General features: G+C 65.2%; 13 protein-coding genes and 2 pseudogenes. 8 read left to right on the forward strand and 7 right to left on the reverse strand.

Annotated elements, in window-relative coordinates; all coding sequences use genetic code 11:
- Positions 1–68: 68 nt before the first annotated feature.
- Positions 69–809, reverse strand: coding sequence for an IS630 family transposase (locus J2S55_RS15650; RefSeq protein WP_370879675.1), 741 nt, complete (start codon positions 807–809; stop codon positions 69–71).
- A 182-nt stretch (positions 810–991) separates the two neighbouring features.
- Between J2S55_RS15650 and J2S55_RS15655 the strand changes: the two genes are divergently transcribed.
- Positions 992–1,189: a hypothetical protein gene (locus tag J2S55_RS15655; RefSeq protein ID WP_306861195.1), complete on the forward strand. Its 198-nt coding sequence runs from the start codon at positions 992–994 to the stop codon at positions 1,187–1,189.
- Here J2S55_RS15655 and J2S55_RS15660 read toward each other — a convergent pair.
- Positions 1,164–2,666 (reverse strand): alpha/beta hydrolase, encoded by a 1,503-nt coding sequence (locus J2S55_RS15660; protein ID WP_306861197.1) that lies wholly within the window; start codon positions 2,664–2,666, stop codon positions 1,164–1,166. The genes J2S55_RS15655 and J2S55_RS15660 overlap by 26 nt on opposite strands.
- 285 nt (positions 2,667–2,951) lie before the next feature.
- Between J2S55_RS15660 and J2S55_RS15665 the strand changes: the two genes are divergently transcribed.
- The 4 genes and pseudogenes from J2S55_RS15665 to J2S55_RS15680 all read left to right on the forward strand — a co-directional run.
- On the forward strand, positions 2,952–4,184 hold the full coding sequence (locus tag J2S55_RS15665) for a sensor histidine kinase (protein ID WP_306861199.1): 1,233 nt from the start codon (positions 2,952–2,954) through the stop codon (positions 4,182–4,184).
- Positions 4,181–4,882 carry a response regulator gene (locus J2S55_RS15670; protein ID WP_306861201.1) on the forward strand — a complete coding sequence of 234 codons (702 nt, stop codon included), beginning with the start codon at positions 4,181–4,183 and terminating at the stop codon, positions 4,880–4,882. Before J2S55_RS15665 ends, J2S55_RS15670 begins: the two co-directional genes overlap by 4 nt.
- Before the next feature lie 60 nt (positions 4,883–4,942).
- Positions 4,943–5,269: a hypothetical protein gene (locus J2S55_RS15675; RefSeq protein ID WP_306861203.1), complete on the forward strand. Its 327-nt coding sequence runs from the start codon at positions 4,943–4,945 to the stop codon at positions 5,267–5,269.
- Positions 5,270–6,170: 901 nt separating this feature from the next.
- Positions 6,171–6,547 (forward strand): annotated as a pseudogene (locus J2S55_RS15680) (transposase domain-containing protein); the annotation flags it as partial.
- A 47-nt stretch (positions 6,548–6,594) separates the two neighbouring features.
- On the opposite strand, the gene J2S55_RS15685 reads toward J2S55_RS15680, so the two are convergent.
- The 3 genes from J2S55_RS15685 to J2S55_RS15695 form a co-directional block, all read right to left on the reverse strand.
- On the reverse strand, positions 6,595–7,710 hold the full coding sequence (locus tag J2S55_RS15685; RefSeq protein ID WP_306861205.1) for a three-Cys-motif partner protein TcmP: 1,116 nt from the start codon (positions 7,708–7,710) through the stop codon (positions 6,595–6,597).
- Positions 7,711–7,752: 42 nt separating this feature from the next.
- On the reverse strand, positions 7,753–8,532 hold the full coding sequence (locus J2S55_RS15690; RefSeq protein ID WP_306861207.1) for a DUF5131 family protein: 780 nt from the start codon (positions 8,530–8,532) through the stop codon (positions 7,753–7,755).
- 436 nt (positions 8,533–8,968) lie between these two features.
- Positions 8,969–9,511: a MarR family transcriptional regulator gene (locus J2S55_RS15695; protein ID WP_306861210.1), complete on the reverse strand. Its 543-nt coding sequence runs from the start codon at positions 9,509–9,511 to the stop codon at positions 8,969–8,971.
- Between the two features lie 177 nt (positions 9,512–9,688).
- On the opposite strand from J2S55_RS15695, the gene J2S55_RS15700 reads away from it, so the two are divergent.
- Both J2S55_RS15700 and J2S55_RS15705 read left to right on the forward strand, forming a co-directional pair.
- The gene (locus J2S55_RS15700) at positions 9,689–10,357 is read left to right on the forward strand and encodes a DUF4097 family beta strand repeat-containing protein (protein WP_306861212.1); all 669 of its coding nucleotides are present in this window, start codon (positions 9,689–9,691) and stop codon (positions 10,355–10,357) included.
- A gap of 38 nt (positions 10,358–10,395) precedes the next feature.
- Positions 10,396–10,526, forward strand: a pseudogene (locus J2S55_RS15705) (ABC transporter); the annotation flags it as partial.
- 401 nt (positions 10,527–10,927) lie between these two features.
- On the opposite strand, the gene J2S55_RS15710 reads toward J2S55_RS15705, so the two are convergent.
- Entirely contained in the window at positions 10,928–11,401 is a 474-nt protein-coding gene (locus tag J2S55_RS15710; protein WP_306861214.1) for a hypothetical protein, read from the reverse strand.
- A gap of 10 nt (positions 11,402–11,411) precedes the next feature.
- Positions 11,412–12,665, reverse strand: a complete 1,254-nt coding sequence (locus tag J2S55_RS48720; RefSeq protein ID WP_503167702.1) for a helix-turn-helix domain-containing protein — start codon at positions 12,663–12,665, stop codon at positions 11,412–11,414.
- Between the two features lie 585 nt (positions 12,666–13,250).
- Here J2S55_RS48720 and J2S55_RS15725 point away from each other — a divergent pair.
- A complete protein-coding gene (locus J2S55_RS15725; RefSeq protein ID WP_306861216.1) occupies positions 13,251–13,700 on the forward strand; it encodes an ATP-binding protein in 450 nt (149 codons plus the stop codon).
- The last annotated feature ends 91 nt before the right edge of the window (positions 13,701–13,791 follow it).

Below are 13,791 nucleotides of genomic sequence, written 5' to 3' on the forward strand. Positions count from 1 at the left end.
CGCATGCAGCACCGCCCCGATCAGGCCGACAGATCTACGGCAGGACACGGGGCCAGTTGTCGCACAGGTCAGGCCTGATCCGAGGCGGTACGACCTTGATTCTCACAGTTGTCGCAGATCAGATGCACCTGGAGACCGGCGGGAACCTCGCGATCAAGCTTGGCCAGGAACTTCTTGAACTCAATCGTGCGGTGCCGTCGGTGCAGCGGACCGATCACCTTGCCGGTGGCGGCGTCCAGGGCGGCGAACAGCGTGGTGGTGCCCGAGCGCACGTAGTCGTGACTGCGGCGCTCGGGCACCCCGGGCATCATCGGCAGCGCTGGCTGAGACCGGTTCAGGGCCTGGATCTGTGACTTCTCATCCACACACAAACCCAGCGCCCGCTCCGGCGGATCCAGATACAGGCCGGCCACGTCATGGACCTTGTCGACGAACAACGGGTCGGTCGACAGCTTGAAGGATTCAGCCCGGTGCGACTGCAGCCCGAAGGCCCGCCAGATCCGCGAGATGGTCGACTGCGACAGGCCCGTCTTGGCGGCCATGGCCCGGGTCGACCAGTGCGTAGCGTTCTTCGGCCTGGTCTCCAGCGTGGCCCGCACGACCACGGCGACCTGCTCGTCGGCGACCGTGCGCGCCCGTCCCGGCCAGGGCGCATCGCCGAGCCCGTCCAGCCGGTCGCGTACGAACCGAGCCCGCCACTTGCACACCGTCTCGGTGGTGACACCTATCTGCCGAGCCACCGCGCTGGCCGCGCGGGGCAGCCCGTGGTCATCCGTTTCCGCACACGCCAGCACGATCCGTGACCGCAAGGCGAGTGCCTGCGGCGTCGAGGAGGCCCTCTGCCACTGCCGTAGCGTCTGCCGCTCATAATCCGTCAACATCAGCGCAGCCAGCCTTGGCCCAGGACGCCCCATGACCTGACTAACAACGGATCAATGACTCAGGACACTAGGTTTGACCTGAAGTTGATTCGAGATTTTACGGTCGCCCCATGAGCAGGATTCTGGTGATCGGTGCGACCGGAAATGTGGGCAGGCATGTCGTCTCCTCGCCGGCCGAAGCAGGGCTTGAGGTGCGCGGGCCGGTGAGCGTGGGCCCGCAGGTGGCCTCGGGGTCGGTGCCGGTCGCGCCTGCGGGCCCGCGGGTGGTGCGGGGCGAACGTGTCAGGCGGCCGGGCGGCTGCAGGTGACGTCCTTGCCGGGCAGGACACCGTCGACCAGGTAGCGGGTCACCTTGGTGTCGACGCAGGTGTTCCCATCCACGATGTAGGCGCCGTGGCGGTAGGCGCCGTTCAGTGTGATCATGCGGGAGCCGGTCAGCGCCCGGTGCATGGCCTGCTGACCCGGGTAGGGCGTCGCGGGGTCGCCGGCCGCGCCGACGATCAACGCCGGTACGGAGTTGCCGATCCTGGTGGGCGCTTCAAGCGGCTTGACCGGCCAGAACGCGCACGGGGTGATGTTGCGGGAGAGCGGTCCGAACAGTGGTTCGGCGGTGCGGTGCCGCTGGATGTCGCGGTAGTAGGTCGCCGGGTCGCGGGGGGCGGCCCGGTCACCGCACAGGATCGCCGTGCCGGCCCGGTCTGAGGCCTCTCCGGCACCGGTGAACAGGCCGTCGAGGAGTTCCTTCAGCGAGGCGGGCGGCGTTTCGCCGGCACGGCCCAGCGCCCGCGCCTCCTCGGCAAGGGTGGCATAGGACTGCGGGTGGTCGCTGTAGAGGCGTACGAACAGCCAGTACGGCACGACCTGGGCATCGACGTGGTATCCGCCGATCTTCACGGGATGCCGGTTGATCTTCTCTACGGTCGCCAGGACCGCGTCACGTGTGCCGCCCAGCCCGTACTCCTTGTCATGTGATGCGGCCCAGGACGCCCAGCGCCGTAGCGCGGCGTCGATCGCGGGGGCGGCACGCGAGAACATGCGCGGACCGTACACCTGCGGGTCGACGGCGCTGTCGAGCACGACCCGGTCGGCCCGCGAGCCGAACATCTGCAGGTAGGTCGCGCCCAGGTAGGTGCCGTAGGAGTAGCCGAGGTAGGACAGCTTCTGCTCGCCGAGCGCGGCCCGGATCACGTCCATGTCGCGTGCGGTGTTCCTGGTCGTGGCGTACGGCAGGGCCTGGAGATTGCCCTTGGCGCAGCCCGCCGCCAGTTCTCTGGCGAGGCGCACGCCCTTGTCGAAGGTACGCCGGTCGGGTCCCGCCGAGCGGAGGAAGGTGTCGGTCTGCCACCGGCAGTTGATCGGTGTGCTGCGGCCGACGAATCGGGGGTCCATGCCCACCAGGTCGTAACGGGCCGCGACCTCGGGAATTTCCTTGCCCAGGAGCGTCATCGAGAGGCCGCTGCCTCCCGGTCCGCCGGGGTTGAGCAGCAGGACGCCGCGGCGCCGCGAGGCATCGGTGGCCTTGATCCGGGAGAGCGCGATGGAGAGGGTCCGCCCCTGCGGCCTGCGGTAGTCCATCGGGACCAGGAGGGTGGCGCATTGAGCACCGGCGGCGTCCAGCTGCTCGCCCATCTGATCGCCGGGGCCGGTCGCGCAGGCGCGCCAGGTGATCGTCTGATGGTGGAAGCGGTCCAGTGGTGTGGCCGCCTGCGCCGGTCCGGCGGCGCCCAATCCGATTCCGGCCGTGAGCGCTACCGCGGCGGCCGTTCCACGCTTGATGAGGAGCATGCGTCATTCCTTGGTGAAGAGGTTGTTTCCAGCGGATCCGGCGCGCGTCGGCTTCCGACGCTCCGGCAGTGATGTGTCCGGATTCAGGGGTGTCCCCCTGTTGATCATTGGTCACCGGCTGTGTCCAACGCTAGGGGCGTGAGCAGCCCCTGGGCATCGTGCGGAAAGCCGATCCGGGCCTTGCCACCGGCACACCAACCGCCCGCTTTCCTGCGACCGCTGCCCTAACGGCGACTCCTCCCAAAGGAGGACAAAGCGGGTCATGCTGGCGGCTACCTTCGTCTCATGAACGTGGTGCGACGATGGGGCCGCTGGTGGCGCGGTTTGCCGGTGATGGTCGCCGACAGCGTGCTGGCCGGTGTGTTGACCGCGCTGGCGGTGACGCAGGCCGCCTTGTCCGCCCATAACCCGGTCGTGCTGGCGTACCTGCTGGCGGTGCTCACCAGCGCGCCGCTGGTGCTGCGCAGGCGCCACCCCATCTCCGCCCTTGCGGTGATCACGGCGGGCCTGATCGGCTGCGGCCTGGCCGGCTACCCCAACGGATTCCAGGCCCCGCCGGTGCTGGTCAGCCTCTACACCGTCGCGGCCTACCGCCGGGAGGGCTACCGCGACGGCGTCCTGGCCCTGGTGTTGATGGCGAGCTTCCTCGTTCCCGACCTCATCAGGTCCGGGCTGACCTTCGCGATCGTCAAAAGCCTGGTCGAGAACGCGCTTCAGCTCGGCGCGGCCTGGGCCATCGGGGAAGGGGTGCGCAGCCGCCGCCTGCGCCACCAGGACCTGATCGAGCACGCCCGCCACCTGGAGATCGAACGCGAGGAGAAAGCCCTGCGAGCGGTCGCCGAAGAACGCGTGCGCATCGCCAGGGAACTGCACGACGTGGTCGCCCATCACCTGTCGGTCGTCTCGATCCAGTCCGGTGCCGGCGGCCGCCTGATCGACACCGAGCCCGACACCGCACGCGAAGCATTCACCGCGATCGCCGCCACCACCCGCGAGGCGCTGGCCGAACTCCGGAACATGCTGTCGGTCCTGCGCCTCACGTCCGACACCGGCGAGGACTCCTACGCCCCGCAGCCGGGGCTGGTCCAGCTGGACACGCTGCTGGAACGCTCCCGCCTGTCGGGCCTGTCGATCCGGCGGGAAACCTCCGGTCAGGTACGCCCGCTGCCCCCCGGCGTGGACCGGTGCCTGTACCGCATCACTCAGGAATCACTGACCAACGTGCTCAAACACGCCCCACACGCCGACGTGACCCTTACCCTGACCTACCACCCCACCGCGGTCACGCTGCAGGTCGGCAACGACGGCCCGGCCACCACCGGACACAGCGCCGACGGGCACGGGCTGATCGGCATGCGCGAACGAGCCACCCTCTACGGCGGCACCCTCACCGCCGGCCCACGCGAGGACGGCGGCTTCACCGTGACCGCACACCTGCCCGCCTCCCCACTCGCCGAGCCCGTCCTCGCCACGGCCCACCCGCGGCAGAGCGCACCGCGACCGGGGGCGCCCCGATGACCGGCCCCGGCACCGATCGCGGGACCGTCCGCGTCCTGGTCGTCGACGACCAGGCCCTGGTCCGCGCGGGCCTGGTCGCCCTCCTCCGCACCGATGCCGGTCTCGCGGTCGTCGGCGAGGCCGCCGACGGCCACGAAGCCATCGCCCAGGCCGAGGCGACCGCCCCGGATGTCATCTTGATGGACATCCGCATGCCCAACCTGGACGGCGTCGCCGCCACCCGCCACATCCTCGCCCACGCCGCCGGCCCGGCCCCGAAGATCCTCATCCTGACCACCTTCGACCTGGACGAACACGTCTTCGCCGCCCTGCGCGCCGGCGCCTCGGGATTCCTGCTCAAGGACACCCCCGCCGACCAGATGCTGGCCGCGATCGCCACGGTCGCCCGCGGCGAGGTGCTGCTGGCGCCCAGCGTCACCCGACGCCTGGTCCACCACTTCGTCACCGCGCCCGAACCCAACCGGCGCCGGCCCGAAGAGCTCGCCCAGCTCACCAGCCAGGAAACCGCCGTGCTCCACCTGGTCGGCCAGGGCCTGGCCAACCAGCAGATCGCCACCCGCCTGAACATCGCCCAGGCCACCGTCAAATCCCATCTGGGCCGCCTCATGACCAAGCTCAAGCTGTCCAGCCGCGCACAGGCCGTGGTCATCGCATACGAGACCGGCCTGATCATCCCTGGAACCGGAGACCGTACCTGATGCTCGACGGGCCGGGCGGGAGAGTCTAGGCCGTGCCCGGGGCAAATTGAGGGAGGACGGATGTCACCTTCCAGGTCCGTCTCGGCCGTTGCCGCCTGCCTTGCCATGGCGGGCGCCTCAACGGTCGCGGTCAGCAACTTCCTCCTTGGCTTCTCGGTGTCGGTCTTCCTCGGCAAGCCCGGCGGCGGCTTCGAGCCCGCGGTCCGCTACCGCACCGGCGGTCAGGCCGACTACGTCGGCATCGAGGACTTCAACGAGGACCACCACATCGACCTGGTCACCTCGGACCAGGAACCCACGATGTCCGTCCTCATCATCGCCTTGCCGTCCTCGCCTTGTCGCGGGTTGCAGGTGCCTCAACCTGCTCCAGGAGGCGCCCGCGTCTGATCCCCCGCGTGATACTTCGGCCGATACCGCCGCCCGTGTTCCCGAATGTCTCCGCATGTCCCCACGAAGATCAGGAAAAGGCGATCGGGCAGCTCAAGACGGGTGCGGATGCCCGCACATGTACCCCAATGCCCCCATGATCCCGGGAGCTCAAGTCCCCCCTCGGACACAAACCTTTGGCCTATGAGGTCCTGGTCACCACCACTGGTGACCAGGACTTTTCGGTTTCTCGGGTGATAGACGAGCCACAAACCCAGATCTGCGTAGATCTTCGCCTTCCGCTACGCGGCTCACCCCCACGGGCGTGAGAAGGACGACGAACTCGCGGGCCTTGATCTCGTGAACAGCGGCTCACGGCCGGCCGGGGACCGGTCATCGAGACCATCCCCGGATGGAGGGTCAACGATCCGCTCATACGTCCACCCCTCGGCGCGTAGGGACCATCCCCGCAGGCGCGGGGCCGAGGTGACGCCGATCGGCTCGGTGTAGCAAGTCCGGGGATCATCCCCGCCGGTGCGGGGCCGACGAAGCCGTTCAGGTCGAGCAAGTAGGCGACGCCGGACCATCCCCGCGCGGGGATGGTCCCACCATGAACTCGTCCCCGCCTAGACGGGCGAGGTCGGCCCCGTGTCCACGGGGATGGTCTATGAAATGGGTGGAACACGTCAGTCAACGTCCAGCCAGGGGTTTGTCTGGGAGCCCAGGAGATGGGCGAAGGGTTGTGGTCGCCCCTTAGAGCTGAGGAACGCACCCACGCATATCCTCGACGCCTGCAGAGGAACTTTGAACCATCCCGAGATTGATGCACACCTCCTGCTTGAAACTTCTTGGAAAGGTTGTGTCTCATGCCGAGCATGTACAACCCGGGACCCGGGCCAAGGCGGTTCGTTTGGTGCTCGACCACCGCGGCGGCTATCCGACCGATGGCGCCATTCATCGCTCGGTCACAGGCTCGCTATACACGTTGGTGAGCTTCGGCGAGACGCTGTCGCTGTCCGGGCTGCGGCTCTAGATCGGCTCTGTCGGGGACGCGTTCGATAGCGTCCTGACCGAGACCACGATCGGGCTGTACAGGAACGAGTGCATCCGCGCCGACGCGGCCCGCTCCGCAGCCCTCGGCGACGTCCAACTGATCACTGCCGATTACGTCAGCTGGTAAAACCAGCAGCGCCTCATGCACCGCCTCGGCCGAGTCCCACCGCCGAAGCCGAGGCTCGCTATTATGCCGAGCATGTGACCGACCAACCGGCCGACTCACAGAACCCCGAGGGTACATAACCCAGGACACTTCAGGTTGTTCATGGGCTCATAAGCCGATATCGGTTTCAAAATAATCGATCTTGTACGGGCGCTAGCGGCCGCGGCACCGCAACCCGGATCAAGGTCTTTTCAGATAGTTGACCTTGGATAGGATCGCGCTCGATGCTCCCATCCTTGAGGAGCTGGCGCACCACTGCAGTGGCATGCGGAGGCCGGTAGACGGTTTCTAAAAGCGTGTATTCCCTCAGATTGGCCAGTGTGTGGTCTCTGGAACTGAGTTCGGCAAGCAGAGCCCGCCGCAGTGGAGCAAGACTCGCATGTTCTCCGAACTCGAAGGCGAGCTGATCAGGATCTCGGGGGTCACGGTAGCTGACTCCCCGAACCGGATCGACCTGCCACATGGCCTCCTTCATCTTCTCCAGTCCTTTGAGGCTGCTCGTCCCGAAGACCAGGTGAAGGTCATGCCCTTGCTCATCAAGCATTTCGAACGAGATTACGAATTTGAAGCCTGCAGCCTTCAGGGAACGCCGGTACTCGCTCACCAGGAAAGCCTTCTTAGCATGTGATGGCTGCTGGTGAACTTCACGCCACGACTGACCTCCGAAGGCAAGATCACCGCTCTCTTGGTGAAGACTGACCTTGCCGAACTGTATGAGGAAACGAGTGCCGAATGTGAGTAGAACCTCACTGGAAGGAACCGCAGCGATCCGACGAGCCACATCCAGGGGGATGTCGGGACCACCGAAGCTGTCAAGAAATGCAAAGATCGGCCCTTGAGTAACGTTCAGCCTGGTCATCGCTGGGAACAGTACGCTCTCGTAGCCGGCGTTGTGGTACTCGATATGCATGCCGCCAGGCTGGCCTCCGCGTCTGGAGAGCGTTTGGGCCATCTCCAAGCACAGGCGCTCCATCCTGTCCCGCCGCTCCTCGATCAAAATGAGGTTGACACGACGCCCTGGGGTGAAGAACCGACGTTGTCGGAGGAATGCTTCGGTAGCCACTACAGGAGAGCCTGGCTCTCCCTTCTCGTAGATGCCGGGACCAGCGAACGCCTCAACGTAGGTTATGGGAGACTTCCGGGCCTGCGCGAGGATCGGAAACCAAGCGTCAAGGTAGTGGCGAAGGATTTGGTGCTTGGCAACGGTGTGAGGATCACAGATCCATAGCGTCTTGTCTGGCACATTATTGTCGTACCTCTGAAGACGCAGGACGTCTATCCCTTGTTATCTTGCCGCAGCAACAACTGTCGCAGGAATCTCATCCCACGTGCGCTCGTCCAGAGCCCTCCCTCCCGACTTCGGTGTACGTCCACCCCACTGCTTGAAGAAGAAGGGCACACCTGCCTGCTGGCACGTATCCCGAACTTCACGCACCCAGGACGGGTTGAGAAGGCGATGGTTTGGGCCGCTTTCACCGCCAACAATCACCCAGTCGATTCCCACTAGATCCAGGCCAGGTAACGGGCCCAGCAGCGGCTCGCAGGACAAGAAGCGTAGAGCTGCTGGTATGCGGCGTAGATCGTCGATCCGGTGCATGGTGTCGATGTTCTCGACTGAGGTTCCCATCCAGACGTTGGCGGGCCAGTCGATCTTGTCGGCGAGCAGCAGAGCACGATGGGCCCGTTTGGTCAGCAGCTGGTATGTGTGCTGCGGAGTGCCGGCCATCACCTCGAAGACCTGCCGGACGAAGTCCATAGGGACTCGGGCGTGGAACAGGTCACTCATGGAGTTGACGAAGATGAGACGAGGCTGTTTCCAGCGACGGGGTACCTCTAAAGCATCGGGGTGAAGGGTGATTCCAAAGCCAGGACCCGAGGTGCGAGGGTCACCGTCGTTCTGGTACTTCTGAGCCCCCATCGCCTTGAGCCGGCGAGCGAGAGTGAGCGCATAGCAGTTATCACAGCCTGTTGAAATCTGGTCACAACCGGTCGTAGGGTTCCAAGTTGCCTCAGTCCACTCGATAGGACTTCTGTCAGACACTGCAGACCCCCCTTCCTTCAGCACGATCAGTTCTACGCTGCATCCGAGGTGAAATCAGAGCTATACCGAAGATCTCCAGAAAAGGTGAAGCTATCGTCACAGTCCGATCGCTTCTGACCTGTTATCTCGCCATGCCTACCTGCAACAAGGTGCAAGTGATCTAGAACTTGGTGTTCCGCGCCTGGTCTAGTCATTCGACGTCCAGCCAGGGGTCCGTCTGGGAGCCCAGGAGATGGGCGAAGGGCTGTGGTCCCCCCCGGACACAAACCCTCGGCCTATGAAGTCCTGGTCACCACCAGTGGTGACCAGGACTTTTCGGTTTCTCGGGTGATAGACGAGCCGCAAACCCAGATCTGCGTAGATCTTCCCCTTCCGCAGTGGATCCGCCTGGGCGAGAATTCGGACCGCGTCACCGAATTCCTGCATGACGGACGCCAGCTGATCCCGGTCGAGCTCACGCTCACGGACCGGCGGCATCCGGCGGAGCCTGCTCTCGGCCTCCGTCCGCCGGACCTGCTCCTCCGGGATCCACCCGGCGACCACCGCGAAGCGGGCGGATGTTCTCCAGGCGGGCGGCGGCCGGGGTCTCGGGGTCGAGGACAGCGACGCCCTGCCATACGGTCTCGCCGAGATGGGCGGTGGCACAGGCGCCGGCGATCACCGCCTGGCACCAGAGTCCGTCGACGACGTAGCGCTCGCGGCGGCGTTCGTCGCGTTCGCGGCGGATGAGGCCCTGGCTCTCCAGGAACGTGACCGCTTTGGAGATGGACGCCGGGCTGACCTGGAGGCGCTGGACGAGTCCGGGCACGGTGAGGCTGCCGGTGTCGGTGGGGTAGGGGCAGGCCAGCGCCCGGGACGTCATCTTGGGCAGGCCCGAAGCCATGAAGACGGTGGCGAACACCGCCTCGTACTCACGCACCGCCTCGGCGTCGCGTCCGTGCGCCTGCCTGTCGGCATCGCGTTCGCCTCCGCATTCCTCGGGTTCCTCCGCGATAGCGTTCACTCTCAATTCAGCGCAACGAGCAAAGGGGTTAGTGTTGCGTTATGTTCATAGTCATCGCAACGATTCTGTGGCTTCTACCTGCATTGATGCTGATTATCTGCAACGTTGCCGTTGCGGGATAAGTGAAGGCAACGTAGCGTTTCCGACATCAGAAACAACGAGCGCACGGAGCCCACCATGCAGAAGTTCGACACCCCCACCCCGATCTCCGCCATCCTGGACATCCCCGCCGGACACATCCGCCTCATCGCCGCCGACCGCACCGACACCACCGTCGAGATCCTCCCCGCCGACCCCACCAAGCCCCGCGACGTGAAGGCCGCCGAGCAGACCACCACCGAATACCGCGACGGCACCCTGCGGATCAAGACCACCGCCACCAACCAGCTCCTCGGCCCCTCCGGATCCCTCGAGGTGACGATCCAACTGCCCGCCGACTCCCACCTCCAGACCAAGGCCGCCAGCGCCGACCTCCGCGCCGTCGGACGCCTCGGCGACGTCACCGTCGAGACCGCCCACGGCCCGATCAAGCTCGACGAGACCACCGCCGCCCACCTCACCACCCTCGCCGGCGACATCACCGTCGGCCGCCTCACCGGCCCCGCCGACATCACCACCGCCAAGGGCGACATCCGCATCACCCAGGCCGTCCGCGGCACCCTCACCCTGCGCACCGAAGCCGGCAACATCTCGATCGACACCGCCCCCGGCGTCTCCGCCACCCTCGACGCCGGCACCTCCTACGGCCGCATCCACAACGCCCTCAACAACACCGAAGGCACCGCCGCCCAGCTCACCATCCACGCGACCACCGCCTACGGCGACATCACCGCCCGCAGCCTCTGATCCACAACCTCTGACCACAGCCTCCGAGGAGCACCAGCATGAGGAATCTGGCCATCGCGGCGAACGGGCTGCGCAAGTCCTACGGCGACAAGGTCGTGCTCGACGGCGTCGACCTGACCGTCCCCGAGGGACGATCTTCTCCCTGCTCGGCCCGAACGGCGCGGGCAAGCCCGATGCAGGATTGTGACACTTCTTAATGAAGTCTCCACAGGTCAAGGGCCTTAGGTCTTGCCACGCGATCACCCGCACACTTACCCCGTCTGCTATTGCTCCGCTCTCCGGGAGCGGGCCGGTTGTGGCGGCGTTGCCTGACCGTGCACCATACGCGAACGCCCCACATCCCCCCGCCCCCATAGCTGCCGACACCGGGACTGCGACCGGGTTCCGTCAAGTTCGGCTTCGTGTGTACCTTGCCCGGTGACCTTCCGGTCAAGCTGGTTGCCCTACCGGTACAGCCGTGCTTGACGGGTTCCGGGAGCCCCGGACAATTGGGCGGCGGGGGCACCTACCCGCACGCGCCACGCGAATCGGCACGCCGAGCGGGCCGTGTAGCCCGAGCAGACGTAGCCGTTAGCGCTGAGCACCTTTAGGCCAGATGACATGAACCTTTAGCCCTCGCTCTCTGGCTTCACCTACGACATCTGCCGTTCCGCCGTATCCCCTGGCAGGCTTGCCGTCCCAGACGGCGAGTAGTTCGTCAGCGTGATCAAGCATGAAACGGCTGGCCACCATGTGTGACTCAGATGTGGATTCGATGAAATCCATCGCGTGAACCTGCTCGGCTCTGACGAGTAACGCGTCGTACTCCTGATGCGCCTCGGCGGGTAATCCTTCTCGGTACCGCCTGGCGGGGGTTACGACCTCCAGCACTCCGCCTAGGTCAATGACGGCTCGGGCGAAAATCTGATCCGCTCCGTCCGCGAGACATGACAGACCCGTGAGCGTAGGGGCATGCTCGGCAAGCCGTGAGCGAATAGCATCGTCGATCAGGGTAGCGGTCGCGGCGGAAAGGCCCCGGTGTCCGGAGACGGCGATACGGATCATGGCCTTCTTTCTAAAGGAGAGTCGCGCGAAGACGTTCGTCGAACGCGCGGGCGCTGCTTGTCATTGGACCGCCATAGGTTCGGCGGAACCGTCTAGCACGTTGGATGATCCGCTCTGAGCCGTAGGTGATCCCTACCGTCAGGGCGTTTGACACCAGGTGAAAAGCCTCGTCATAGTCCCCGGACATGGCCTTGGCAGTGGCGATCTCAGTCATGAGCACTCCACGTTGCTTGATGGCTGGTTGGACCGATGACAACGACTCAGCGAACGCGGCCACGGCTTCGTCTGCGCGGCCGAGTCGCACCATAACCAGTGCGCGATAGCCCGCGAGCTTCGCATCATCGAACGGGAAGACCCAAGGCCATGGTGGTGCTGCTGCTCGTTCGCTAGCAATTACTGCGGATTCAGCCTCTCGTAATGCGGCTACAGCGGCGGGGGCGTCATAGGCGGTCGCGTGGCCGAGTGCCTCAATGCTGCACAGCCATGCTCGTGCGGTTGCCGGTGGCTGTTCACCTAGTTCCCTCCGCGCTTGGGCGAGTAGGTCTAGCGCCAACATGGGATCATCGGCGTCGATCTCGAAGGCGGCCAGACTGCCGATCATGTAAGCCGCCAACAGGGAGTGTTCGGCCTGACGGGCGCTGTCGATCGCCAAACGGTAGTAGGTGCGCGAGGTGCCGATGTCGTGCATGTCGGCATGAAGCCATGCGGCGAAGCCAGCGGCTTCGCTCATCACTGCACGGATGTCATTGGCGAAGTCGGACTGGGTAGCGCGTCCGAGGACACGGTTCGCCAGATTCACATGGGCTACGGCTCCTCGGGCTAGCTCATTAGCGGGCGTCGTTGCCTCTAGGCGTCGTTGAGCGCCGGTGATGTTGGTCAAAGTAGGTGCGGTGGTTTCGTCTACCTCCGCACGCTTAGGCAGGGGTAGGGCTGCGAGAGCCGTGAAAGCTACCGCCTTACCGAATTCTCTGCGTTTCGTTGGATCGTCATCCCCTCGGGCACCGAATCGGAGCAAATGAAGCGGAAGTCCGATTCGGACTGATATTTCCCGGACCTGGTCCACCGTGAGCGGCTGACGATTCCGCAGCACTTTAGAAACCCAGCTCTGGGAGTAGCCGACCGCCTCGGCTAGTTGGCCCTGCGTCCATCCGTTGGCCCGCTGTACCTCAGCGAGGACGGCGGGGATGTCGCACTCCGCGAGAGCGGCTGCTACGGCGGGCGTGGACCAGAACTGAAGCGAGGGACGGCCTTGGTCCTGTCTCATAACGTTAGGTTAGGCGCGGAAGTGCTACCGCACGGATATTCGTGAGAAGAATAATCCCAGTGCTGCCAGTGCTACGGCATTAACTAGGGCCAATGCCCGCAGCGATGATCGCCCCATGAGTGCTTCTCCGCTCTGTACAGCAGGGGCTACGGCTTGCGCTCAAGAGTCGCGACGCTCCTGTCTGCACTAGAGGCATGGCGTAGCTCTCGCTCGCATCCAAGCTCATATAAGAGCGGACCCGCCTCAGTGATTGCGCACTGGACGGGTCCTTGACCGCACACTGGAGGTGCGACCCATGGACAACTCTAGAGCTGTCCCGCTTGCAGAAGGAACTTATCCACAGCAGCAATACCTTCACCTGGTGCGGCTGGCGTGGGATCTGCGCTGGCTGGGCGTCGGGGTGCGGGTAGAACTCGCGCCGTCCCAAGAGCCGTGCCTAGTGGTGTCGCGCGCGGCGGGACCGGTGCGGGTGCTCGCCCTGCTCCGTGGCGGCAGGTGGGTCTACTCGTGGGGGCGGGGCCGCAATCAGTGGATTGCCGCCCTCAGTGAGGACGCGGCGCCGACCATTCGCAAGGTAGCTGCAGAGTGACCAGGGAAAGCGTCTACGCGGCGTTCGAGGCGATGGTCAAGCGCTGGGCTGGCCTGCGGGTTCTGGGTCAGCGGAGTTTCTACGGAGTTCCGCAGTCGGCCGGGCGGGCGCGCAAGTGGGTGGTGGGCGTACTGAGTGCTCACGCCTCAACGGAGGTCTTAGAGACGGTGGAGCTGCTAGTGAGTGAGGTCGTCACCAACGCGATCCTCCACAGTGACGCGGGTCCCGATGAAGTGATCACAGTCCGTGTGGGACTGCGCGACGATCTGCTCCTCATCGAAGTGATCGATGGAGGGTCGGTGTTCAACGTTCCTGCGATGCGGCCAGCCGATGACGGCCTCAGCGGACGGGGTCTGACCTGGGTGAACTCCCTGTCTAGCGGATGGGGCACCGACTACGACCCGGATATTGGCCGGGCGGTCTGGTTCCATCTCGCCGCTGGCTAATCCCATAGAGCTGGTGCGGCGGCGCGGCTTCCCCAATTGCCGCCGCCGCACCTGGCCAGGAGTCATCCGGGGGCTCCTGGCCCTATTCCTA

Origin of the sequence: Streptosporangium brasiliense (assembly GCF_030811595.1) — a bacterium.
GTDB classification, from domain to species: domain Bacteria; phylum Actinomycetota; class Actinomycetes; order Streptosporangiales; family Streptosporangiaceae; genus Streptosporangium; species Streptosporangium brasiliense.

What these genes read in the sequence shown, in the direction of transcription:
- J2S55_RS15655 (WP_306861195.1), top strand. Translation starts at nt 992, where the DNA reads ATGAGCAGGATTCTGGTGATCGGTGCGACCGGAAATGTGGGCAGGCAT.
- J2S55_RS15660 (WP_306861197.1), bottom strand. Translation starts at nt 2,666, where the DNA reads ATGCTCCTCATCAAGCGTGGAACGGCCGCCGCGGTAGCGCTCACGGCC.
- J2S55_RS15665 (WP_306861199.1), top strand. Translation starts at nt 2,952, where the DNA reads ATGAACGTGGTGCGACGATGGGGCCGCTGGTGGCGCGGTTTGCCGGTG.
- J2S55_RS15670 (WP_306861201.1), top strand. Translation starts at nt 4,181, where the DNA reads ATGACCGGCCCCGGCACCGATCGCGGGACCGTCCGCGTCCTGGTCGTC.
- J2S55_RS15675 (WP_306861203.1), top strand. Translation starts at nt 4,943, where the DNA reads ATGTCACCTTCCAGGTCCGTCTCGGCCGTTGCCGCCTGCCTTGCCATG.
- J2S55_RS15700 (WP_306861212.1), top strand. Translation starts at nt 9,689, where the DNA reads ATGCAGAAGTTCGACACCCCCACCCCGATCTCCGCCATCCTGGACATC.
- J2S55_RS15710 (WP_306861214.1), bottom strand. Translation starts at nt 11,401, where the DNA reads ATGATCCGTATCGCCGTCTCCGGACACCGGGGCCTTTCCGCCGCGACC.
- J2S55_RS48720 (WP_503167702.1), bottom strand. Translation starts at nt 12,665, where the DNA reads ATGAGACAGGACCAAGGCCGTCCCTCGCTTCAGTTCTGGTCCACGCCC.